Consider the following 23,536-nt stretch of genomic DNA (forward strand, 5'->3'; position numbering starts at 1 on the left):
GATTTCAGCTTGGAAATTGGCGGCGTGCTGGAAGGAAAGTGATATGAGCAAAGTCAGCGGCAGCAACGGCGGCGACTCGAAGAACACGCTTTATTGTTCGTTCTGCGGTAAGAGCCAGCATGAAGTCCGCAAGTTGATTGCCGGACCGACCGTCTTCATCTGCGATGAGTGCGTTGAGCTATGCATGGACATCATCCGCGAGGAAAACAAATCCTCGATGGTGAAGTCGCGTGACGGGGTTCCGACACCGCAGGACATCATCAAGGTTCTCGACGAATACGTCATCGGCCAGCGCCAGGCGAAGAAGATCCTGTCGGTTGCCGTTCACAACCATTACAAGCGCCTCGCGCATGCGTCGAAGAACGGCGATGTCGAGTTGGCGAAGTCGAACATCATGCTCGTCGGTCCGACCGGCTGCGGCAAGACCTATCTGGCCCAGACGCTCGCCCGCATCATCGACGTGCCCTTCACCATGGCCGATGCCACGACATTGACCGAAGCCGGTTATGTCGGTGAAGACGTCGAAAACATCATCCTCAAGCTGCTGCAGGCTGCCGACTACAACGTCGAGCGCGCCCAGCGCGGCATCGTCTACATCGACGAAGTCGACAAGATTTCCCGCAAGTCGGACAATCCGTCGATCACGCGCGACGTGTCGGGCGAGGGCGTACAGCAGGCTCTGCTGAAGATCATGGAAGGCACCGTCGCTTCGGTTCCCCCTCAAGGCGGCCGCAAGCATCCGCAGCAGGAGTTCCTGCAGGTGGATACGACCAACATCCTCTTCATCTGCGGCGGCGCCTTTGCCGGCCTCGACAAGATCATCTCCGCCCGTGGCGAGAAGACCTCGATCGGCTTCGGTGCTACCGTCAAGGCGCAGGATGATCGCCGCGTCGGTGAAGTGCTGCGCGAACTGGAGCCGGAAGATCTGGTGAAGTTCGGCCTCATCCCGGAATTCATCGGCCGTCTGCCTGTTCTGGCGACGCTGGAAGACCTGGATGCGGATGCGCTGATCCAGATCCTGTCGGAGCCCAAGAACGCTCTCGTCAAGCAGTACCAGCGCCTGTTCGAGATGGAAGATGTCGAACTGACCTTCCACGAAGATGCGCTGCGCGAGATTGCCCGTAGGGCGATCGTCCGCAAGACGGGCGCTCGCGGTCTGCGCTCGATCATGGAAAAGATCCTCCTCGACACCATGTTCGACCTGCCGGCGCTGGAAGGCGTGCGCGAGGTTGTCATTTCCGAGGAAGTCGTCCGTGGCTCCGCTCGTCCGCTCTACATTTATGCCGATCGGCAGGAAGAAAAGGCCAACGCAACGGCCTGATGTCTTCATCGACGATCACGAATCGGGGGCTCGTCATGGACGGGCCCCTTTCTGTTTGAAAAATCGTACAGTTTACTGATAAAGTCTTGGATAAGCTGATGGGAATGCCATCAAAGCTGGTTGTGAAGAGCGCCTGCTGCGGCCATCATGGCATGATTCTGGAGCATCCGGTGATTTGGGCATCAGCCCGGTATTTTCCTTCGGATTCCGCTTCGCCAGTGATTGTTTGAGTGGCTGGGCTTCGGTGTTTGTTGTTGCGTTCCTCCTCGTAAACAAGCGGGGCTGCCGTGTGACGGTGGCATGTCTCGCGTGACTTGAAATAGGTAATGTGAAGCTCCACTTGTTTATCAAGTGAGAGAGCCGGCTAATCCTCCCCCCAGCTGGCAGAGAGCCCGGGAACGGGACGACGGAAAGGAAATAACATGACTAAGAAAACGTCTGCGGCACATGAGAGCATTGCCTATCCGGTATTGCCGTTGCGCGACATCGTGGTTTTCCCACACATGATCGTGCCGCTGTTCGTCGGACGGGAGAAATCCATTCGCGCGCTGGAAGAGGTCATGGGCTCCGACAAGCAGATCATGCTGGTCACCCAGATCAATGCCAGTGACGACGATCCCGCGCCGGACGCCATCCACAAGGTGGGCACTGTTGCCAATGTTCTGCAGCTGCTGAAACTGCCCGACGGTACCGTCAAGGTGCTGGTCGAAGGCCGTGCGCGCGCAGAGATCGACGAATATACCAGCCGCGAAGACTTCTACGAAGCTCTCGGTCATACGCTCAACGAGCCGGAAGAGGATCAGGTCGAGCTTGAGGCGCTGAGCCGTTCGGTCGTTTCCGAATTCGAGAGCTACGTGAAGCTCAACAAGAAGATTTCGCCGGAAGTGGTTGGTGCTGCCAGCCAGATCGACGACTATTCGAAGCTGGCCGATACCGTCGCATCGCATCTGTCGATCAAGATCACCGAGAAGCAGGAGATGCTGGAAACCACCAGCGTCAAGGCTCGCCTCGAAAAGGCGCTCGGCTTCATGGAAGGCGAGATTTCGGTTCTGCAGGTCGAGAAGCGCATCCGCTCGCGCGTCAAGCGCCAGATGGAGAAGACCCAGCGCGAATACTACCTGAATGAGCAGATGAAGGCGATCCAGAAGGAGCTCGGCGACGGCGAGGAAGGCCGCGACGAGATGGCCGAACTGGAAGAGCGCATCTCCAAGACGAAGCTGTCGAAGGAAGCCAAGGAAAAGGCCGATGCCGAGCTGAAGAAGCTCCGGCAGATGAGCCCGATGTCGGCTGAAGCGACCGTCGTGCGCAACTATCTCGACTGGCTGCTGGGCATCCCCTGGCACAAGAAGTCGAAGGTCAAGGCTGATCTGAACAATGCCGAGAAGATCCTCGAAGCCGATCACTTCGGTCTCGACAAGGTCAAGGAGCGCATCGTCGAGTATCTGGCCGTCCAGGCGCGTGCGACCAAGATCAAGGGGCCGATCCTGTGCCTCGTCGGACCTCCGGGCGTCGGCAAGACCTCGCTTGCCCAGTCGATCGCCAAGGCGACCGGCCGTGAGTATGTCCGCATGGCGCTTGGCGGCGTTCGTGACGAAGCCGAAATCCGCGGTCACCGCCGCACCTATATCGGCTCGATGCCCGGCAAGGTCATCCAGTCGATGAAGAAGGCTAAGAAGTCCAATCCGCTGTTCTTGCTCGACGAAATCGACAAGCTCGGCCAGGACTATCGCGGCGATCCGTCTTCGGCTCTGCTTGAGGTGCTGGACCCCGCGCAGAACTCGACCTTCATGGATCACTACCTGGAAGTCGAATACGATCTGTCGGACGTGATGTTCATCACGACGGCGAATACTTTGAATATCCCTGCGCCCCTGATGGACCGCATGGAAATCATCCGTATCGCCGGCTACACCGAAGATGAAAAGCGCGAGATCGCCAAGCGGCACCTGCTGCCGAAGGCCATCAAGGAACATGCTTTGCAGCCGAGCGAATTCTCGGTGAGCGACGATGCCCTGATGGTCATCATCCAGCAGTACACCCGCGAAGCAGGCGTTCGTAACCTCGAGCGCGAATTGATGAAGCTCGCCCGCAAGGCGGTCACCGAGATCATCAAGGGCAAGACCAAGTCGGTCGCCGTTACGGGTGAGAACGTTCCGGACTATCTCGGCGTGCCGCGCTTCCGCCATGGTGAAGCCGAACGCGAAGATCAGGTCGGTGTTGTCACCGGTCTCGCATGGACCGAGGTTGGCGGCGAACTGCTGACGATCGAAGGCGTGCTGATGCCGGGCAAGGGTCGCATGACCGTGACCGGCAACCTGAAGGAAGTCATGAAGGAATCGATTTCCGCTGCGGCATCCTATGTCCGCTCGCGCGCCGTCGATTTCGGCATCGAGCCTCCGCGCTTCGACAAGAGCGACATCCACGTGCACGTGCCGGAAGGTGCGACGCCCAAGGATGGCCCGTCGGCCGGTGTTGCCATGGCAACCGCGATCGTCTCGATCATGACCGGCATCCCGGTTTCCAAGGATGTCGCCATGACCGGTGAAATCACGCTGCGCGGCCGCGTGCTGCCGATCGGTGGCCTGAAGGAAAAGCTGCTTGCGGCTCTGCGTGGCGGCATCAAGAAGGTGCTGATCCCGGAAGAAAACGCCAAGGATCTGGCGGAGATTCCGGACAACGTGAAGAACCGGATGGAGATCATTCCCGTGTCGCGCATGGGTGAGGTGATCAAGCATGCGCTTGTTCGCCGGCCCGAGCCGATCGAATGGGATGGCACCGTCGAAACGCCCGTGATCGCAACGGTCGAAGGCGTCGACGATGTAGGTGCGACGATCGCACATTGAGGCTCATCGCCTCAATTCTGTCGAATTGTCATAAATGACGAAAAGACCGGCATTTTTGCCGGTCTTTTTTTGTGAAAAGCGGCTGGTAACGCTTGCTTTTCCTTGATTTGCAGGGCTTTTGGGGTTGCGGCGGGTAAGAGCATTCGTACTTGCACCCCGCTTACCGATAAGTCGTTTCATACCAAAGAAAGGGGTGGAAACATGAACAAGAATGAGCTCGTGTCCGCAGTGGCCGAGAAGGCCGGTATCACGAAGGCTGACGCTGCTTCCGCTGTTGACGCTGTTTTCGAGACCGTCCAGGCTGAACTGAAGAAGGGCGGCGACATTCGCCTCGCTGGTTTCGGCAGCTTCACCGTTTCCCACCGTGCAGCCACGAAGGGCCGTAACCCATCCACCGGCGCTGAGGTCGATATTGCGGCCCGCAACGTGCCGAAGTTCACGCCCGGCAAGGGCCTGAAGGACTCGGTCAACAGCTGATTTCGTTTTCACCCGCTGCGAGGCGTTAGCCTTGCGGGTGAGGAACATTGAGGGTCCGCCTTAGCGGGCCCTTTTTTGTTTTGAGATAGGGAACGGCTGGATTTTGTTCATTAGCCACGACCATCAAAATAAGGGATGTCCACGGCGTAGACGCTTGGTGCATTCTGTTGCGAGGGAAACGTCATGAGGTATTTTCGAACGCCCGACATTGGCGTTTCAGCCAAATGACCATCAGGATGATCACGAAATGACCGCATCGTCTTCCTTTCTCGGCCTTCCCGATCAACTAGCCGATGGCAGCCTGTGTCGCGCGATCATTTTCGGAGCTGGCCACGGCAGCACCTATCCCGACAAAGACAGTCGTGGCTATATGTTGGCTGCCGACGCTATTCGCTCAGCAAGCCAGGGTGATGCTCCTTTGAGCGAACATTGGGATTTCGATATTGGCGGCCCGCTGTTTGACGGCAAGCCCCCGTGCTGCGTCGATACCGGCGACATCCAAACCACCATGCACGACAATGCCGTAAACCGTGCCCGGATCGAGGCGAGGACGCGTGAGATACTGGCATCATCAGCCGTACCGATCCTGATCGGCGGCGATTGTTCCGTGACGATCCCTTTCCTCGCCGGATTTGCGGATCATGGGCCGGTCTGGGTCCTGCAGATCGATGCTCATATCGATTGGCGCGACGAGCTGCACGGCGAGCGCTACGGCTATTCGAGCCCGATGCGTCGGGCGAGCGAGATGCAGCATGTTGCCGGCATGGTTCAGGTCGGTCTTCGTAGTGTCGGCAGCGCAGGTCTCACTGAAGTCGAAGCCGCGAAGCGCTATGGCAGCCATTTCGTGACGGCTCGCAAGGTGCATGCCGAGGGCGTCGAAGCCGCTCTGCAGCATATTCCTGAAGGTGCGCGGGTTGTTGTCACCCTCGATTGCGACAGCATCGATCCATCGATCATGCCTGGGGTAGCCGCGCGCACGCCCGGAGGTTTGACCTATACACAAGTAATCGAACTGATTGCGGGTCTGGGTCGGCGCGCGAAGATTGCTGGTTTCGACCTGGTCGAATTCTATCCGCCTACCGATATTGACGGCTTATCGGCCGTCACCGCCGCCCGCATTCTTACCAACGTCATCGGAGCCATTGTCCGGCAAGCGTAAGCCCTTTTGGGATCGGGCTCTATTCCGGAATATTGGGGGAGGCTCTTGCCCGCGGGGGAGTTCAATCGCAAACAGTCATTTCAATGGCGATGAACGACAGCGAATTTGGATGAGATCATGACTGGTTTAAGCCGCCCGGACCTAAGCGATATTCAACTTGGTGATTGGGTGGATCGTCGGCTGCCGCCTTTTTGGCGGCCATATACGCGCCTGGCCCGGCTGGATCGGCCGGTAGGAATATGGCTGACGCTTTTCCCGTGCTGGGCAGTTCTCATCCAGGCATCGTACGGTTTTCCGGACCTTCGAGAGCTGGTTGTTTTCTCTCTCGGTGCCTTGCTGATGAGAAGCGCCGGCTCGACGGTTAACGATATTGCAGATCGGAAGTTTGACGGCCATGTCGAGCGAACCCGCTTTCGACCTTTGGCAAGCGGACAGATCGGCGCGCTGCAGGCTTCTGTCTTTCTGGCCGTCCAGCTTGCACTGGCGGCATCGCTTCTGTTCTTCCTGACACCCTATGCACGCCTTGTCGCCATATGCGTTCTGCCGCTGGTCTTCATCTATCCGCTCTGCAAGCGTTTCACTCATTGGCCCCAGGCTGTGCTGGGTGCGGCGTTCAATTGGGGCATGCTGATGGCTTGGGCCGAAGTTGCCGGGCATATCCCGGCGGGCGCGGTCCTCATGTGGGCTGGCGCTATCGCATGGCAGATCGGCTACGACACCGTCTATGCCTATGTCGACGTAAAGGACGACACCCAACTTGGCCTGAAATCGACGGCAATCCTGTTTGGCCGGCACGGCAAGGCCTGTGTCGGTCTGTTCTATGCTCTGACGGTCTTGGCGTGGTCGGTCGGGGGCTGGTTGCTCGGCATGTCGCTGGCCTACGCCATGGGAATGCTTGTCATAGCCGCGCACCTGGGCTGGCAAACCTGGCGAATCGACCTTGACCGTCCCGAGGTGAATTTCCGCCTGTTCCTGGCGAATATCCTGACCGGAGCGCTGCTAGCCTGCGCGGCATTCATCGGAACGTGGTGAGCCGTTCAATCAAGCTTTAGAGTATTTCCAGGAAAAGTGCGCAGCGGTTTTCCGTCCGGAAATACGTAAAACAAAGCGCTCTACGATTTGAAGTTTGCCAACCGAGTGTTGTGCCGGGAAGCGGCCTTTGGTTCGGTAGGGGCCGGATCATCCCGGCCCCTCGTTTCCGGATCGGCTATTACCAGCGATGATGAACGTGCGGAGCGATCAGGCGTTCGTAGATCTCACGCGTCGCCGCCATGACATCAGCGGATAGCGGTGCAAGATCGGCGGCAGCCGCATTGGCCTTCGCCTGTTCGGCATTGCGCGCACCGGGGATGACGACCGTAACGGCGTCGCTCATCAGGATCCAGCGCAGCGCGAAGGCTGCCATGCTGGAGCCCGCGGGCACCAGCTTGCGCACCTCTTCCACCGCCTGAAGGCCGACTTCGAAGGGAACGCCGGCAAAGGTTTCGCCGACATCGAAAGCCTCGCCATGGCGATTGAAGTTGCGGTGATCGTCGCTGGCAAATTGCGTGTCGCGAGTGATCTTGCCGGAGAGCAGGCCGGAGGCCAGCGGCACGCGGGCGATAACAGCCACGTTCTTGCGCTTGGCTTCCTTGAAGAACAGATGATCAGGCCGCTGGCGGAAGATGTTGTAGATGATCTGGATGCTGAGCACGCCCGGAAATTCGATGGCCTTCAGCGCCTCTTCGACCGTCGCAACACTGACGCCATATCCCTTGATCTTGCCGGCCTTCTGTAGCTCATCAAGGCCTGTAAAGACTTCCGGCCGATAGAGAACTTCGGTCGGCGGGCAGTGCAACTGAACAAGGTCCAGGCTTTCGACGTCGAGGTTCTTCAGGCTGCGATCGATGAAGCCTTCGAGATTGGCTTTGGTATAGCCCTCTGTCACATGCGGGTTCAGCCGGCGGCCGGCCTTGGTCGCCACCATCGGGCGCTCGCCGCCTCGGGCCTTCAGCACATCGGCGATGATCTTTTCCGAGCGGCCGTCACCATAGACATCGGCGGTGTCGATGAAGGTCATGCCGGCATCAAGCGCAGCATTCAGCGCCGCGCGGCCATCGGCCTCGCTGACATCGCCCCATGCGCCGCCGATCTGCCAGGCGCCGAAGCCGACATCGGTGACGATGAAGGGTGTCCGTCCGAAAGCATGATGTCTCATGAAAGATCTCCTCTTGGTAATGAAATGCCAGCGCAGTAGCAGCCGACCGAACCTGCCGCAAGCGCGCAGGGGGCAATGCAGGATCGCAATCGCGTGACCCAGGAATATGACAGCTCCGACCCGCTTGCGAAACCATTGGATGAAGCAAGTGGCGCAGTGTTCATTGCCTCTCCGCTTCCTTACAAGGGGAGACCGGATATCTGACGGTGATCGGAGCCCATGCCTTCTTTCAGTTTCATCCATGCCGCCGACCTGCATCTTGGCAGCCCCTTTCAGGGGTTGGCCCTGAAGGACGCCGCTGTCGCCGCCATCTTCGTGGAAGCGAGCCGCAAGGCCTTCTCGACGCTGGTGGGGCTGGCGATCGAACGGCGGGTCGATTTCTTCGTCATCGCCGGCGATGTCTATGACGGCGACTGGAAGGACAACAAGATCGGCCTGTTCTTCAATCGTGAAATGGCGCGGCTCGAGCGGGCCGGCATCCCGGTCTATCTGCTGCGCGGCAATCACGATGCGGCAAGCGTTATCACCAAGACCATCACCCTGCCAAGCAATGTCTATGAGTTCCCGACGAACAAGCCTGGCAGCGTCAAGTTGGACGCGCTACAGGTGGCGCTGCACGGGCAAGGCTTTGCCGAACGCTCGGCCAACGACAATCTGGCGATTTCCTATCCCGCACCGGTCACAGGCTGGTTCAACATCGGCATTCTCCACACATCGCTGACCGGCCGCGAGCCGCATGCGCCCTATGCGCCATGCTCCATCGATGATCTGCGCTCGCGCGGCTATGATTACTGGGCGCTTGGGCATGTGCATGACTACGAAGTGGTGGCGCGAGATCCGCTAGTCATTTTTCCCGGCAACCTTCAAGGTCGCAACATCCGCGAGCGCGGCGCCAAGGGCGCGGTGCTTGTGACCGTCGAAGACGGCCGCATCGAGCATGAGCGGCTGATTGTTGACGAGGCGCGCTTCGCACAGATCGATATAGGCATCGGCCCGGATGACGATCAGACAGCGATCCTGCGTCGCGTCGAGCAGGCGGTGCAGCCGCTCGCCGACAATATGGCCGGGCGCATGACGGCGCTGCGGGTCAGGCTTTCGGGTATCACGCCGCTGCACGGCGCCATTACCGCCAACCGTCAGCAATGGCGCGATGAGGTCGAGGCCGCGTGCCATCGCGTGCATGAGGATATCTGGCTCGAAAAGCTGGAGTTGCGGCTGGAGCCGCCGCCGGCATCAGTCATCGAGACGGATGGCGCACTCGATCTCCGCCAATTGCTGGCCGAACATGCAGGCGACACCGATATCGTGACTGAGGCGGGCAGGTTGGTCGACGAGATTGCGATACGCCTGCCGGGTGGCCTTGGAGCGGCAGCACAGCCGCTGGATGACAGCATGGAGACCCTCATCGAGGAAGCGCGGCAACTGCTGCTCGCGCGCGGGCAGGGGGCTGGCTGATGCGTTTCGACCGCCTCGATATTCTTCGCTATGGAGCACTGACCGACCGCACGCTCGATTTCCGCGCCGGTGCCAAGCTGCATGTCATCTATGGTCCGAACGAAGCGGGCAAGTCTTCGGCTCTAAGCGCGATTTCCGATCTGCTCTTTGGTTTTCCCGCCGCGGCTGAGCAGAGCTTTCTGCATGAGCCCGGCAGCTTGCGGATCGGCGCTTCGATCAGCGCGCGTGACGGCGCGAGGCTCGCTTTCCGCCGCCGCCGCGGGCGCAAGAGCACACTTCTTGCCCCCGATGACAAGGAGATACCGCTTGCCGAGGATGCGCTTTCGCCGTTCATCGGCAATTTGAGCCGCGATGTCTTCGAGCGCGCCTTCGGTCTGGATTCACAGAGGCTGCGGCAGGGAGCGACCACCATGCTGCGCAGCGGCGGCGAGATTGGCAGCCTGCTGTTTTCGGCCGCCTCCGGACTCACCGGACTGTCGCGGCTGCGCCAATCGCTGGAGGCGGAGGCCGACGGTATCTACGCGGCCAGACGCTCGAAGGACCGCGGTTTCTATCAGGCCCTCGACCGCTACGAGGATGCCCGGAAAGCCGAACGCGACAACGAACTCAAATCCGGGGATTGGAAGAAGCTGCTGGCGGAGGCGGCCGAGCTTGAAGCCGAACTGGAGCGTTTGCAGGCGGAACGCCGCGAGACGCGACAGACTCTGGACCGGCTCAAGAAACTGAAGACCTTGCAGCCTCTGCTCGCGGAGATCGACGCCGAAACCGTCGCGCTGGAGGGCTTGGCTGATATCGCCGCGATACCCGAAAGTCTGGGCGACAAGCTCGAGCAGAGACTGCGGGACAAACAAGCCGCCGAGGAGGAGCTGCTCCGGGGACGGCAGGTGCTTGCGCGTGCCGAGGACGACCTGTCCCGCATCCATGTCGATGACGGGTTGCTGCAGATCTCGGGCGATATCACCCAGCTCTTTGCCGACACCGGCAACTATCGCGCCCAGCGTCACGACCTGCCGGGTGTGGATCGGGAGTTGGCTGACTTCGAAACGGAGCTCACGCAGCTTGCCCGTCGCCTCGGTATTGCTGAGGTCGAGCTGGAGAAGCGTCAACCGAGCGATATCGACCGTACGCGCCTGTCCGAGCTGGCGGAGCAGGGCAGGCAGCTTGTGCGGCAAATCCAGTCCCTCGCGGAGCAGGTCGAGAGTGAGCGCGGACAGCTTGCGGCCCTGGAGAAGGATAGTCTTGCGGGGCGATTGATCGATCCGAGACCCTATATCGATCAGCTCGAGGCACTGGGCAACGATCTCTCTGCCTTGGCGCGTCTTGACGGGCTGCAAACGCAGATACGGCGCATCGAGACCGATCTCAAGGAGGTTGCCGGGCAATTGCGGCCACCGGTCGGTGACATCGATGCACTTTTCTCCGTGCCCCTACCGGAGCCGACGGAGATTACCGGGCATCGCGATGCCATCGATGCCGCACGCACGAGGATGCGCGAGGCCGCCGGCAAGCTGCAAAACTATGATGAGCAGCTGGCGGAGATAGAGCGCACGCTCGCGGATGCCGAGCGTAACGGGCCGATCGTAACGCGTGAGCAGATCGTCGCTGCGCGTGAAGGTCGCGATGCACAGTGGACCGCTATTCAGCAGAGCCTGGCGGATGGCCCGGCTCCGGGAGCCAAGGTGCTTGCGACGCTGACCCAGAGCCTTGCCGAGGCCGATCGTCTGGCCGATGCCGCGTTGAGCGATGCGGACCGTGTTGCGCGCCATGCCGACTATCGCCTGCGTCAGGCGCGCCTGCTGCAGGAGCGCAAAGAGGCCTCCGAGCGGTTCGGAATCTGTGAGAAAACCCTGAAGGATGCCCAGGCAACCTTCGCTATGCTTTTCGAGCCTTGCGGCATCGATGCACTCGATCCTTCGGCGATGCTGGAGTGGCGGCGTGGAGTTGAATTGCTGCGACGTGAGCGCAAGGCATTGCGCGATCTGCTTGACGAGCGGGATGAGTACGCTGCGGCTGAAGAACGCGTCTTACCCGCCTTGCAGGACATCGTGGAGGCGACCGGCTACAAGAGCGGCCGGCTACCGCCGGTCGCAATCGCGGACGGGCTGCGAAAGCATCTGCGCCTGCTGTCAGAACGCTGGAGTGAAAGCCGGACGCGGGAGGGGGAGATTGGCGCGACGCGCGAGCGGCTCGCCCGGTTCGACGGCCAGCAACAGGTATTGGAGCGGCAGCATGCCGACTGGAACGAGGTTTTCGGCAAGGCCGCCGAACATCTCGGTCTGCCATCCGACACGACATTGGACATGGCGTCCGCAGCCCTGAAAGCCTGGGAAGAACTGCCGGATGCCTTGGCGGAGCGCGATAACCGCTTGCGGCGTGTGAGCGGCATGCGGCGCGACATGGCGGATTTCGAGCGCCGGCTCGCAACGCTTGCAGCCAGCGCCGGCTATGAGCTGGATCATCTGCCGCCGGATGCCGCAGCCGAAGCGCTGCATAGCCGCGCCAATGCCATGCGCAGCGAGCTGAAGAAGCGCGACGGCCTGGAGGAGGATCGTCAGCGCGCGGAAGCGCTGCTTGTCCGTCACCAGGAGGCGCTTACCGCCATCATCGACGATCTCGATCATCTGACTGCGGATCTACCGGGGTCTAAGGATTTGCCTGCGTTGCTGTCGCGGCTGCGCGAGCGCACGCGCTTGAGTGGCCGCTTGATCGAAAGCCGCGATCGCTTCCGTCAGCAAGCTGATGGCAAGGCGGAAGACGAGGTTCGGATCCAGCTTGGCGATTTCGAGCGGGTTGCCGCAGATCTTGAAATAGAGCGGCTGGCCGAAGAGGACCAGCGGCAGTTCACGGCGCATGGCGCACTTTCGGCGCGGCTGGCGGAAAATGGCCGTCAGCGGCAGGCGCTTGAGACCGGTGTCAGCGCTGAATACGCGGTGTTCGAAAAGCTATCGGCCGAACAGGAGGCAAAGGATCTGGCGCGGCAATGGGTCGTCCTCAAGCTTGCCGTGCGGATGTTGGCGGGCTCGATGGAATCCTATCGCGAAAAGCAAGCGGATCCGGTCGTCAAGCGGGCAGGCGAGCTGTTTTCACAGCTGACCGGAGGCCGTTTCCTCCGCCTCGTCGAGGCGCATGACGAAAGCGATGCGCTGCAGTTGCTGGCGGAACGCGTGGGCGGTGAGCGTGTGCCATTGGATGGCCTGAGCGAGGGCACGGGTGACCAGCTCTATCTCGCCCTGCGATTGGCTTTCCTGGAGGATTATTCCGCCCGTAACGAGCCGGCACCGCTGATCGTCGACGATATCTTTCAGACCTTTGACGATGAGCGGGCAAGCGCGGGATTGAAAGTGCTTGCGACCACTGCCGAGCGTTTCCAGACGATTCTCTTCACGCACGAGATGAGCGTGGTCGAGATTGCCAAACGCGAGGTGGGTGAAGGCTTGGACCTGATCCAACTTTGAGATGGGGCCGGACGGCCCCGCAATCCCTCACGACATCGACGGAATGAATAGCTGTGTCGGCACCACGATCCGTGGGTCCGACTTGTCGCGGCTATAGGCGGGATTGAGCGCCCTGTCGGCAAAAGCCTGTGTCGTATGCAGCCGGCGCAGATTGCCCTTCTCCTGCTCGAACCGTCTCTTGCGCTCGCCTGACTTGTCCGATCCCCGTGAAAGAGATTCATGATGGTAAAGGCAGGCAAACGGCGTCCAGACGATGCGAAAACCCGCCTTGTGCGCGCGCAGGCAATAGTCGACGTCATTATAGGCGACGGCAAAGTTTTCCTCGTCGAACAGGCCGATCTTCCGAAGGCAGTCGCCCGAGATCAGCATGACAGCGCCGGTGACGCAGGTCATGCTATTGCGGACATGCAGCCGGTTCATAGGCCCGCCGAATTCCCTTGGCTTGTTCATATACCAATGTCCGGCCAGGCCGCCGAAACCGACGATAACACCCGCATGCTGCATCTTGTTATTCGCGAAGAGCAGCTTGGCACCGACGATGCCAGTCCGGTCATAGGCAAGGCAGGACACCATCTCCTTCAGCCAACCTGGCTCGATGACCTCGACGTCATTGTTGAGGATCAGAAAGTGCTCTCCTGTAGACGTCTTCAGGCCGCGATTGACCGAGCGCGAGAAATTGAAGGCTTCGGGTGTGACGGCGGCTGAAAAATTCGGACGCGTTTGGCTATAGCGGTCGTAGAGATCAAGGACAGCCTGGTTGGTGGAACCGTTGTCGACGACCAGCACCTCGAAATTGGGGTAATCCGTCTTTTCGAACAGGTCATTCAGAACTCGGGAGATGAGGTCGAGATTGTCCTTGCTGGGAATGACGATCGAAACCTTCGGCCAGTCGCGAGGCGCTTCGAAGACGACCCGATGCAGCGTCTTGGTCAGCGTTCCCTCAACTTCGATCGCTCGCTGTTGCCGTTGGAATCTCTCGGTTAGCGCTCTGCGCGCATTTACCGTCGCGGCATCCATGAATTTGCGCGAATAGGTCCGGCCATTGCGGCGCCACCAATAGGCGGGGTAGGGCAGGTGCAGGATGCTTTGCTCCGGAACACCCTCCAGATAGCGCAGCAGCAGATCATAATCCTGCGAGCCATCGTAACCGGTTCTGAGGTACCCGATCTCCCGCAGCCGGCTGTGGCGATAGATGGAGAAGTGGTTGATATAGTTGACGCCCGTAAGCAGCACGGGATCATAGGCAGGCTTCAGCATCACTCCGGTCGGCTTCAGCGTGTCGTCGACCACCAGTTCGTCGGTATAGAGGAAATTGGCGTGCGGATTTTGCTCCAGCGTATGCCTGATCAGTTTGAAGGCATGCGGAGCGATCACATCGTCATGATCGAGAAAGGCGACCCATTGGCCGCTTGCGTGAGATAGGCCGGAATTGGTGGCCGCCGCGATCCCGCCGTTGCGCTCGTTCAGCATGAGGCGAATGTTATCTTTCGCATGCCGCGCCTCATACCATTGCCGCGTCTCCGGCGATGTCGAGCCGTCGTCGCTCAGAATGAGTTCCGTGCCCTGTTCCCCTTGGGCTTCGAAGGACTCGATGAGATCATTCAGGTATCGTACTGGTGCATTGAAGACGGGAACGACGACGCTCAGCCAGGTGCCAGTTGTTGCCGACGCCGGTGAGGCCACGAGATCGGCTGCAAGTCGGTAGTTTGCGTCGGCATATTGCGCCGTCAGATTGGCGGCCCGTTTGCCGAATTTCAGATTTGGTATCTTGGTCCAATGTTGCGGAAGTTTGCCGAGATCGATGCGCTCGGTCTTTTCCCCCGCCGCGTTCAAGTGTGCAATATAGGTCTCTGCCGACTTCGCTGATGCGAAAGCCTTGACCTCAAAACGAAATATAGTCGGGAAGCTGACCGGATCGGCGCGCAGCGCGCAAATCGTCCCAACCGACCCTATGTCTGCCGTGATGATGAAGCGGCGTGCCTCCGGCAGCGAGGCGGCATCCTTTTCGCGAAATCCGCGGCCGCGATTGATATAGAATTTCGGATCTATCGGTTCGTTGCCCGCGGCGATGTGAATGACGAGCAGCCGCTTTCTGACAGGCGAAAACCTGATTTCAAAAGCTGGATCGTCACCCAGGGATTTCCATAGATCGGAACCGGCGCCAACCGCGATTGCACGTTCCAGGTCAGCGTTGGGTAAAATTTTCAGTGCCATAAGCCTATTTATGTCCAGAGGCCCGCAACGAGCATTATTCTTAAAAAATCAGCCTTAAGCTGCACCACTGAGCGGTTCAAAATGTATGCCCGGAAATGCCGGTGTCGCGTGCTGCCGCATTTTTTCAATCGAGTTGCGCGTGGCATCGCGAGCTGCAAGATAACATTCTCGATCGCTGATCAGCTGGTCAATCGCCGCCAGCCATTCTTCGGCGGTGTTGCCGATATGAAGTTCTCCGGGGACGGCACATCGCGCGAATGTCGGGCATTGTGAAAAGATCGCTGCAGCCTGCAAACGGCTGATGTCGATACGCTTGGTGTCGGCCCGGCTTGCATTTGTTTTTCCCGACAGCAAAGGGGCCAGCGCTATATCGGCATTGTGCTTCGTCGTCCTGGCAAGATAGGCCGGCCACGATAGTGGCGGGATGATGGTTATCCTGGCAGGATCGATCCCTTGGCGGGCCCAGCGGCGTGCAACGGTACCATTGGCAAAAACTTCGAAATGCAGATGGATATGTTTTTCCATCGCGGCTTTGACAATCGGCATCAGGAATTCATGTTCGTGACGGTGAACGCCGGTTGCATGATAGACCATCTTGACGGGCGGTGCGTCGTCGCCTTCGGCGATGGAGGGTGCATCCGAGAGATTTGCCGGCATGGGCGCCAGGATATCGATCTTGTGGCCCGTCGTGGCAAGGGTACCCGCCAGGGCCTCGGTCGAGGTCCAGATATGCGTCAGCAGTCGATTGACCCTCGGCAATGGACGAACGGCTAATTTGATCAGCCTGTATTTGTAGGGCAAGCTCGCTTCCTTGCCGGTGACGACGGCACGAATATCGTCATCGACGAAATAGGCTACTCCGGCGAGATCATCCCGTCTTTCTTCAAGCCAGCGCAACTGCGGGTGCTTGATGTAGCGGCAGATGATGACGAAGAGACCTTCGCTGTCGATCGCTTCGAGGGGATCGTCGAGGCCTTTCATGATGACCGGGATATCGCCAAGTGTCTTGGCGCGCTCATCGAGATAGTAGCTGAAGCTGGGGTTGGGATGGCGCGACAGGATTAAGAGCCGCTTTGCCGCACGACGAGAATCTCTCATTGCCGCTCCGAACGGTAGCGGCCTTGGAAGCATGTGATAGAGCATATCGCGCAGAATTTGCATGGGCCATCCGCGCAATTCTAAGCCAGCCGATTTCGGATGTTCATCAGGACGGCCAGGGCCACTCCCCAAAGCAGCAGTGTCACAGCGAAAATCGCGCCGATCCAGAGCAGCCGCTGCGGATATTCGGCTTCATCCGGCAAATCCGGTGCGAGGAACGTGTCGAGATAGAGAAGCTGCTGCTTGCTGACGAACCGAACCTGCTCCAGCGTTTTCATGCTGGTTGCGAACTGCTGTTCCGCCAAGCCCTGCTCCAGTTCGCGCTGAGACATATCGACTGAAACATCGGCAAGGTTCTGCTCGGATTTGTTCTGCCCGGCAATTTGGCTGTTAAGCTGATCCAGTTGCGCTTGTTGGCTTTCGATTTCGCGTTTGAGAACACGCATTTGCGGGGCGTTGGGCGACACAGCGCCGAGCTGGGCATCATATCGTTGCTGAAGATCTATCCGCTGCTTCTGTACGGATGAGATCAGGTTGGTGATAACGGTCGACGATCCCTCGACACTGAGAACACCCGTTTGGTTGCGAGCAGCCAGAAGCCGGTCCCGTGCGCCCTGCAACTGGTTCTTGGCGTTATCGAGATTTGCCTCTGCCGTCGCGATGACATCGCGCCAGATGCGGTTGTTGACGTCGTTGACCACGGTTTCGGAGGCCGCGACGACCTGCTGCAGCACTTTCTGCGCGTCTGCGGCCGAAAAAGCGCGAGCCTTGACCGTTACGATGCCACTATTAGCGTCGATTTTGACCGAGACCATATTTTCCCAATAATCGAGCAGCTTTTCCGAACTCACATCCGATTTGAGCCTTGCCAGCCGGTCGATGGACTGGTTCCCATAGATCTTCTGGAAGTCGACCTTGCCCTCGAGTGCTGCCACCATATCCTTGCTTTTGATGAAATTGGTGACGATCAACGTATCCTGGACGATTTGCGCAGCAGGCAGACCGGTGACTTTTGCCAGTTGGTTTCCTCCAAGCGCCGGCGTGGAAGACCGCACGGTAAAACGGGTCTCCGATTGGTACTGATCGGATGCCATGAAGGTAAAATAGCAGATTGAAGCGATATTCGGGACGACGAGCAGCAGCAAAGTAGACACCAGGATCACCTTGCCGATGATCTGCTGCATCGGACGCGGCCGCAGGCCGACGGCCTTGAACAATTGGCTTCGTCTCGATGTCGAGAAACGCAGCTTCCGCGCGGTCACGGATAGATTCGTGGCCACGCTGCGGCTGTGTTCCGTTGCGCTGAGCTGAATCGTCTTGGGTGCGTTTTCGGTGTCGTGAGCCATATCGGACCTTGCCGGCAATTCCTCGTGTCTTATCGGTTCAGTCTATAATAGGCTTCGATAGCCTGCTCCACCTTATCGAAAACAATAAGCCTGCCGTCGACAAGTACCATGCCCTTGTCGCAATGCGTATTGATCATACTCATGCTATGAGAAACCATAATGATGTCGGAAGTCTTCCGTCTGTTTTCGAACGCGATGCGGCAGCGCTCCTGAAAACGAGCATCACCGACGGCAAGAACCTCATCCACCAGGTAGCACTCGAATTCTATGGCCATCGAAAGGCCGAACGCCAGGCGAGCGCCCATGCCCGAGGAGTAGGTACGCACCGGAGCGTCTAGATAATCGCCCAGTTCTGCGAACTCCTCGACGAAGCGGGACACGCGTCTCACATCTTCGCCGTAGGCGCGGGCGACGAAATGAACATTGGCTCGTCCTGTCATCAGAGGATTGAAGCCACTGCTCAAACCCAAGGGCCAGGATACCCGTACGTCCTTGGAGATTCTGCCCGAATTGGGCAACATCGTTCCGGCAATCATCCGCACCGTGGTCGATTTGCCGGCGCCATTGACCCCCAGCAAACCGTAGGAATAGCCCGACTGGAACTCGCAACTCACTCGATCGAGGATGACTTTCTTGCCGGCCTGAGTCTTGAAGAACTTGGAGACATTGTTGAATCGGATCATAACGCATCCCGTCTCATATCCGGTGATCCTCCACGGATGCCCAGATGAGAGAAAGCGTCGCCCATGTTACAATCAGGGCAAGCAGGATGATAAGGGGTGTGCTGACCCTGCGAGGGAAAATCGATTCCTCCGGCAGCACGGGTTTGACGAAGACAGCAAGATAGAGTGTTTTGCGAAGAGCCTCGGCAAGCACCGCGTCGTAATTCTTCTGCGAGCTCTCATACAGCTTCTCGGCGATCATGCGTTCGGTATCGAGTCTGGAATATTCCAGCAAGGCCTTCGCCAGGCTGGCATTTTCCGGCCCGGTCAATGCCGATTTCATCTTTTCGATCTGCGTGTCCAGACTGTCCTTGGCCAGGGTTAGCTGCTGATAGGTTGGAGAGTTCTCAGCGTTAGATTGCCGCATGACGAACAGGCGTGTTTCAAATTCCATCTTCTGGGCCAGCAGGCCCGTGAGAAGCGTACCGCTGTCTTTTGCCTGCGTCTGTGGGCTGAGCAGTCCGGAGGCGTTTTGAAATTGATTAAGGGCAATGAGCGTGTCGCCGTAAGCCTTGCCGCTTTTCTCGACATCGGCCTTCATGCTTCGGACGATATCACTGCGTGCCCGCTCGGAGAGCTCGTTGATGAGCTTTTCGCTTTCATCGATGATGGCATCCGCGAGCTTTACGGAATCATCGGGTGCGAAAGTCCGGACCTTCAGCGTGATGATACCGGAGGTGACGTCGATATAAGCGGTGACGTGGTCGTTCCAGTATTTCAGGAATTCCTCGTCAGATTGGGAAGCGCGAAATCGCGTCAGGAAATCCGCATCCTGCTTTGTAAACATCGAGCGGTAGTCGAGTTTCGCGCCAATTCTTTTCAAGATTTCCGTGGAATGGATGAAGCTGGTTACAACATAGGCGTCCTGTGATGCCGAACGCATGTTGAGGGCATTGGTCGCTCCTCCGGCGCGGAGAGAATCGTCGCCGTCGCCGCTGTCGCTGGCTCCCGATACCGCTCGCACGGCAAAACGTGCTTCCGCTACATATTGGTCCGAGGCGATAAAGGCATAATAGAGCGAACTCGCCAAAAACGGCAGGATAACGAGCAGCAGGAAGCCCAGCAGCCTCAACGGCGGCTTGCCACCGGAGCGGGTTTCCGGTTTCGGTCCATCATGGACCGGCGTGTATTCGATTTCTTCAAGGTCGTTGCGCCCGCGTTGACTGGGCATCTTGCGTCGAAACAACGCCGGCAGGATGTGCCGGCCGGGCTTAACCTGCGGAGAATCCTGAACTACCGCCTCTTCGATGACTGGTTTTGGCATGTCAGCTTGCAATCGTTTCCGGCAATTCAGACGTGGCTGGCTTCATCGCTTCACGCACGTAGTGATCGAAAATCAAATCTTCTTCAAGCATAAGCTCAGCAATATGCAATGAACGCAGCCGTGTCGCAATGTCTTCAAGTGCACTATGCCTTGGGGGCAAGGGGAAGTCATCGACCGAAATCCCGAGCAATTCGCCGACGGCATGCTGGAAATAAAGACTGTCAGTATCGCGTCCAACGATGGCAAAACGCGACAGCAGATCGATCGCTGTCGCTACATCGGCGCGCGTGACAGCCTGTTCAGGTATGGTCGTGGCAAGTTGACGGGTGACGGGCGAGGCTATCACGTTTCTTACGTTTTGCGGTGCTTTCTTGAGAGCCATTTTGAGCGAGGCCTCGCTATCAAGAGTGACATCGGCAAAATGTTCCGCAGCAGGTGCGAGGATGATTTTGTCGCGATCGCCGAAGAAGGAGATTTGAGTTTTTGCCATTCGTTTCAGCAGGAATATTCGCAAGGCCAGTTCATAATATGGGTCCGTGAGCAGGACGATTGCCTTGAATCCCTTATCCAGAAACTCCTCGTAATTGCGCATGAGCAGGCGACCGCTGATGTAGATCGACTGGATGGCATTCAGATGAAAGGCTTGAAGCGTGGTCTCGTGGCCGAAACGCTCCACGGACGCGAGCTCATATTGGAAATGGCGGCCGCAGTGATAGTCGAACTTGACCATCGGCAGCAGCTGCGTTTCAAGCCGCACGACCTTCAGCGGAATTGTCGTCGACACCTGAGGTCGCCTATAGATCAATAGTCCGGATTTGGCGTCGTGGATCATCAGCGAACTACGTTCCACCAGATCGGGAATGATCGTCGTATCGAGTTTGAAACCGACGCGACCGTCTTCATGACGTCCTGAATCGATAACCGCCTGTTTGATCTGATCGCACGGCAGAACCATCAATTCGCCGTCGGCATCCGACACCTTGATCTGCGGCTTATCGGAAAAGCCGTCGGGGATCAGGTAACCCTCGATCAAGTGCCCATGATCATATTCGAGGTTAAAGAGCACGGATATCCTCCGATGCCCCCATTCGGCATGGGCTGGGTCCCGATCGACGACCGAAATGCATCAAATTATCCACCGCGCCACTCAATGCATCGAGGCAGCTGTCGGCATCGTCTTTATCGAATTCCGGCATTCAGGCCTCATCACGCGATTTACGGGCCATCAGCGAAAAGCTTGGACCACCGGGATGGCTGAAATCCTCATCCCTGATGATGACGTCATCAAAGCCAAACTCGCGCAAGAGCATCAATATGTCGTCTCTGTGCATCCAAAAGTGCCGGTCCTTCATGCCGCCACAGAAGGATGCATTCGCATTGGCATGATGGTAGCTGCGCTCGTAGTAGCGTACCGCAAGGCCACCAACCATCCTTGTCTCAACTTTACCGCTGAAAGGCAGGCGGCGAACGTCACCCTCAGGCATTGCTTCTTCGAGAACGAAGTGGGTCCAGATGAAAACCGCATTGGAACGCTTGGCCAGCAGCCGAAGAAATTCGCCGGGATCCGCCATATGGTACAGGACGCCTGATGCTATGACTAAGTCATAAGCGGCTTCCCGTTCCGTCAGCCATGACTGAATATCGCCCAGCATAAATGCAGCGCTGTCGATGCTCAGAACCTGCTTGGTGACCAGGCATCGGAGGAAGCAAAGACGATTTGCTTCAATCGCATCGATTTTCGCGGGACGATGGCAATGCAGCATGTAGGTATGCATACCCTCCAGAGGGCCGACCTCCAGAACAATCTTACCCTCTATCGAGCCGAAAGTCTGCAACGCCCATGCAATGCGGTCGTCAGCATAGAGAGGCAGATTTCCAGCGCTGAGGTTGAATTCTGGCGGAAAAGCGCAATTCCAGCCTGGCAGGGCATCGATTGCGTTTTGGAAGCTTGGCATGCCCTGCTCGTATTGATCGAATATCTCCAAGGGGGTTTTCGACGGTTTCTTTTGCGAACGTCTTGCAAAGCCGAGCATGGAGGCAACCTTAATTTTCATCGGCCATTAGCCGATCTGAAGAAATTTGTGGGCCGAATTCAAACGGAAGCGCGGTTGCTTTCATCCGTTTTCAGCCTTGAATATAAATTCCGCAGTAAACTGGTGTATTTTGTGAACGTCCCCGACTCTTTGCCGAATGATCGGCGGCACTTTCCTGCAACCGCAGATCTGTTCCATCGGAGGCCGGGAAAGCTCCGTATACTCTGTTGTTGCCATTAACTGATTATCTCGCGGAAAGTCGATATTCGACAGCTTCTGATCGATGTGACCTGCCATCGCTGGCTAAAGTTCAGTTCGGGACGTGCAACCTTTATAGGCAATGGCGAGACGACGAAAGCCGGTTCGGCACGAATTGACGAAACATAAATTCGTTACTCGTGCAGGCCGTCGTTAATGCCGTTATCCAGCGGTCATTTACCATAATTCTTAAAATTTTAATTAAAGCCCTCAAGGAATACCCGCGTAAATTGCTTCGTTCGCATTTGATCCTTATACACGGGGAGGGGCGCGCGTTCATCCAACTCCCAAGTGTGTTAAGATGATCGCATGTGACTTTTTTGATTGTATTTGCAGTATTATGGGCTTGTTGTGGGACGTCCATTATGCTTTTCAAAGCATCGTTAGATTTAATATATACGATGTCGGTCCGAACCGTCGGGTAGTGCGGCAGCAAATGGGTTTGAGGTTGTTCAATTGATTCGTATTGGCGCCGTACTTTGTTGCCTTGTTTTGGCGGGGTGCAACTCCGTGTCGAGCGAGGGGCCGCTTGCTGATGCGATAACCAAGGATGCGGGGCAATCCAGTGCCGAACTTGGCCGGCAGAATGCAGCGGTTTTCGATATTGTCGACATTGACAGCCGCAGCGCGCGGCTGGTTTCGGATTATGTTTCCTCCGCGTTCAATCGCCGGTTCGGCATCGGTGGTGGCGCCGCACCGGTCGTAATCGGCGTTGGCGACGCACTGAAAGTGACGATTTTCGAGGCCGGTGTTGATGGCCTCTTCTCCACGGCGCAATCTAAGCAAGTGTCGCTGGATATCGTCGTGCAGCCCGACGGAACTGCGGCCATCCCCTATGCTGGCTCCGTTCGATTCTCGGGCAAGACGCTCGATCAGGCCCGCAAGGCTATATTGGCGGCTTTGGCGACCAAGGCCGTCGAGCCTGATGTCATCGTGACGAGCATGGGAACGCCGTCGCGAACCGTCACTGTTTCGGGTTCGGTCGGCCGTCCTTCCATGGTTTCGCTGGACCTGACCAAGGAAAAGATTACCGAGGTGATCGCCAAGGCCGGCGGACCTTCGACGCAGCCTTACGAGACCTATGTCACGCTGGTTCGCGGCAGCAGGACCGGGACGGCTTTGCTGAAGTCCATTATCGAGCATCCCTCCGAGGATATCTATGTCCAGCCGGGCGATCAGATTTTCCTCGTCCGTGATCCGAGAACCTTCACGCTGCTTGGTTCCGTGCGCGGAGACGGACGCCTGGAATTTGGGGCTAACGATCTCAACCTTCTTGAGGCCGTTGCCCTGGGGCATGGCGCCATCGATGACTCGAGCAACGCCAAGGGCTTCTTCCTGTTCCGTTACGAGGAGCCGGATGTCGTCAGGAGCCTGCTTGGTCCGGTGCGATTCCAGGGGCTGCTGCGCAAGGGCATGGTGCCAGATTCCAAGGGGCGTTATCCGATCGTCTATCGTTTCGATATGTCCAATCCCGATAGCTTGATCGTTGGGCAGACTTTCCCGGTCAAGAGCCGTGATGTGATCTATGTGTCACGTCATCCCTCGGTTGATATTCGCAAGTTCCTGTCGATTGTCGGTGCGCCATTGGGTATCGCCGCCCAGGGAGCTGCGACAGCAACCATTCTGAGCCAATAATACCAACGGCAGAGGTTCCTTCTCCGGTAAACCTCTGTTTTCACCCGCATCGATGGATA

The 23,536-nt window shown here is 58.0% G+C and carries 16 protein-coding genes; 8 read left to right on the forward strand and 8 right to left on the reverse strand.

Features of this window, described 5'->3' with window-relative positions; genetic code table 11:
• The first annotated feature begins 43 nt into the window (after positions 1–43).
• From clpX to ubiA, 5 genes are all read left to right on the forward strand, one after another.
• Complete coding sequence (gene clpX / locus ACQZ6F_RS15510; protein WP_068385857.1) at positions 44–1,321, forward strand: ATP-dependent Clp protease ATP-binding subunit ClpX; 1,278 nt, start codon at positions 44–46, stop codon at positions 1,319–1,321.
• Positions 1,322–1,743: 422 nt separating this feature from the next.
• The gene (lon, locus tag ACQZ6F_RS15515) at positions 1,744–4,164 is read left to right on the forward strand and encodes an endopeptidase La (RefSeq protein WP_068385859.1); all 2,421 of its coding nucleotides are present in this window, start codon (positions 1,744–1,746) and stop codon (positions 4,162–4,164) included.
• A gap of 201 nt (positions 4,165–4,365) precedes the next feature.
• Positions 4,366–4,641, forward strand: a complete 276-nt coding sequence (hupB, locus tag ACQZ6F_RS15520; protein ID WP_034487026.1) for a DNA-binding protein HupB — start codon at positions 4,366–4,368, stop codon at positions 4,639–4,641.
• Between the two features lie 247 nt (positions 4,642–4,888).
• Positions 4,889–5,800: an agmatinase gene (locus tag ACQZ6F_RS15525; RefSeq protein WP_449093448.1), complete on the forward strand. Its 912-nt coding sequence runs from the start codon at positions 4,889–4,891 to the stop codon at positions 5,798–5,800.
• A 117-nt stretch (positions 5,801–5,917) separates the two neighbouring features.
• Positions 5,918–6,832, forward strand: a complete 915-nt coding sequence (gene ubiA, locus ACQZ6F_RS15530; RefSeq protein WP_449093447.1) for a 4-hydroxybenzoate octaprenyltransferase — start codon at positions 5,918–5,920, stop codon at positions 6,830–6,832.
• 178 nt (positions 6,833–7,010) lie between these two features.
• On the opposite strand, the gene ACQZ6F_RS15535 is transcribed toward ubiA, so the two are convergent.
• The gene (locus tag ACQZ6F_RS15535) at positions 7,011–7,997 is read right to left on the reverse strand and encodes an aldo/keto reductase (RefSeq protein WP_449093446.1); all 987 of its coding nucleotides are present in this window, start codon (positions 7,995–7,997) and stop codon (positions 7,011–7,013) included.
• Positions 7,998–8,216: 219 nt separating this feature from the next.
• On the opposite strand from ACQZ6F_RS15535, the gene ACQZ6F_RS15540 reads away from it, so the two are divergent.
• Positions 8,217–9,452, forward strand: a complete 1,236-nt coding sequence (locus ACQZ6F_RS15540; protein WP_449093445.1) for a metallophosphoesterase family protein — start codon at positions 8,217–8,219, stop codon at positions 9,450–9,452.
• Positions 9,452–12,907: an AAA family ATPase gene (locus tag ACQZ6F_RS15545; protein WP_449093444.1), complete on the forward strand. Its 3,456-nt coding sequence runs from the start codon at positions 9,452–9,454 to the stop codon at positions 12,905–12,907. Before ACQZ6F_RS15540 ends, ACQZ6F_RS15545 begins: the two co-directional genes overlap by 1 nt.
• A 27-nt stretch (positions 12,908–12,934) precedes the next feature.
• Here the strand turns inward: ACQZ6F_RS15545 and ACQZ6F_RS15550 are convergent, their stop codons facing one another.
• The 7 genes from ACQZ6F_RS15550 to ACQZ6F_RS15580 all read right to left on the reverse strand — a co-directional run bounded on the left by ACQZ6F_RS15550 (position 12,935) and on the right by ACQZ6F_RS15580 (position 21,605).
• Positions 12,935–15,121 carry a glycosyltransferase family 2 protein gene (locus ACQZ6F_RS15550; RefSeq protein ID WP_449093443.1) on the reverse strand — a complete coding sequence of 729 codons (2,187 nt, stop codon included), beginning with the start codon at positions 15,119–15,121 and terminating at the stop codon, positions 12,935–12,937.
• A gap of 54 nt (positions 15,122–15,175) precedes the next feature.
• Positions 15,176–16,219 (reverse strand): hypothetical protein, encoded by a 1,044-nt coding sequence (locus ACQZ6F_RS15555; protein ID WP_449093442.1) that lies wholly within the window; start codon positions 16,217–16,219, stop codon positions 15,176–15,178.
• 80 nt (positions 16,220–16,299) lie between these two features.
• Entirely contained in the window at positions 16,300–17,481 is a 1,182-nt protein-coding gene (locus ACQZ6F_RS15560) for a capsule biosynthesis protein (RefSeq protein ID WP_246662659.1), read from the reverse strand.
• Between the two features lie 113 nt (positions 17,482–17,594).
• Positions 17,595–18,248 carry an ABC transporter ATP-binding protein gene (locus ACQZ6F_RS15565; protein WP_449093441.1) on the reverse strand — a complete coding sequence of 218 codons (654 nt, stop codon included), beginning with the start codon at positions 18,246–18,248 and terminating at the stop codon, positions 17,595–17,597.
• A gap of 13 nt (positions 18,249–18,261) precedes the next feature.
• Positions 18,262–19,551, reverse strand: coding sequence for a capsule biosynthesis protein (locus ACQZ6F_RS15570; RefSeq protein ID WP_449093440.1), 1,290 nt, complete (start codon positions 19,549–19,551; stop codon positions 18,262–18,264).
• Position 19,552: 1 nt separating this feature from the next.
• Positions 19,553–20,530 carry a hypothetical protein gene (locus ACQZ6F_RS15575; protein ID WP_449093439.1) on the reverse strand — a complete coding sequence of 326 codons (978 nt, stop codon included), beginning with the start codon at positions 20,528–20,530 and terminating at the stop codon, positions 19,553–19,555.
• A gap of 217 nt (positions 20,531–20,747) precedes the next feature.
• Positions 20,748–21,605: a class I SAM-dependent methyltransferase gene (locus ACQZ6F_RS15580; RefSeq protein ID WP_449093438.1), complete on the reverse strand. Its 858-nt coding sequence runs from the start codon at positions 21,603–21,605 to the stop codon at positions 20,748–20,750.
• A 693-nt stretch (positions 21,606–22,298) separates the two neighbouring features.
• Here ACQZ6F_RS15580 and ACQZ6F_RS15585 point away from each other — a divergent pair.
• Entirely contained in the window at positions 22,299–23,477 is a 1,179-nt protein-coding gene (locus ACQZ6F_RS15585; RefSeq protein ID WP_449093437.1) for a polysaccharide biosynthesis/export family protein, read from the forward strand.
• The last annotated feature ends 59 nt before the right edge of the window (positions 23,478–23,536 follow it).

It is taken from the genome of Rhizobium sp. A22-96 (genome assembly GCF_053521805.1).

Coding starts and splice junctions, on each gene's coding strand:
- clpX (WP_068385857.1), top strand. CDS start 44: ATGAGCAAAGTCAGCGGCAGCAACGGCGGCGACTCGAAGAACACGCTT.
- lon (WP_068385859.1), top strand. CDS start 1,744: ATGACTAAGAAAACGTCTGCGGCACATGAGAGCATTGCCTATCCGGTA.
- hupB (WP_034487026.1), top strand. CDS start 4,366: ATGAACAAGAATGAGCTCGTGTCCGCAGTGGCCGAGAAGGCCGGTATC.
- ACQZ6F_RS15525 (WP_449093448.1), top strand. CDS start 4,889: ATGACCGCATCGTCTTCCTTTCTCGGCCTTCCCGATCAACTAGCCGAT.
- ubiA (WP_449093447.1), top strand. CDS start 5,918: ATGACTGGTTTAAGCCGCCCGGACCTAAGCGATATTCAACTTGGTGAT.
- ACQZ6F_RS15535 (WP_449093446.1), bottom strand. CDS start 7,997: ATGAGACATCATGCTTTCGGACGGACACCCTTCATCGTCACCGATGTC.
- ACQZ6F_RS15540 (WP_449093445.1), top strand. CDS start 8,217: ATGCCTTCTTTCAGTTTCATCCATGCCGCCGACCTGCATCTTGGCAGC.
- ACQZ6F_RS15545 (WP_449093444.1), top strand. CDS start 9,452: ATGCGTTTCGACCGCCTCGATATTCTTCGCTATGGAGCACTGACCGAC.
- ACQZ6F_RS15550 (WP_449093443.1), bottom strand. CDS start 15,121: ATGGCACTGAAAATTTTACCCAACGCTGACCTGGAACGTGCAATCGCG.
- ACQZ6F_RS15555 (WP_449093442.1), bottom strand. CDS start 16,219: ATGAGAGATTCTCGTCGTGCGGCAAAGCGGCTCTTAATCCTGTCGCGC.
- ACQZ6F_RS15565 (WP_449093441.1), bottom strand. CDS start 18,248: ATGATCCGATTCAACAATGTCTCCAAGTTCTTCAAGACTCAGGCCGGC.
- ACQZ6F_RS15570 (WP_449093440.1), bottom strand. CDS start 19,551: ATGCCAAAACCAGTCATCGAAGAGGCGGTAGTTCAGGATTCTCCGCAG.
- ACQZ6F_RS15580 (WP_449093438.1), bottom strand. CDS start 21,605: ATGAAAATTAAGGTTGCCTCCATGCTCGGCTTTGCAAGACGTTCGCAA.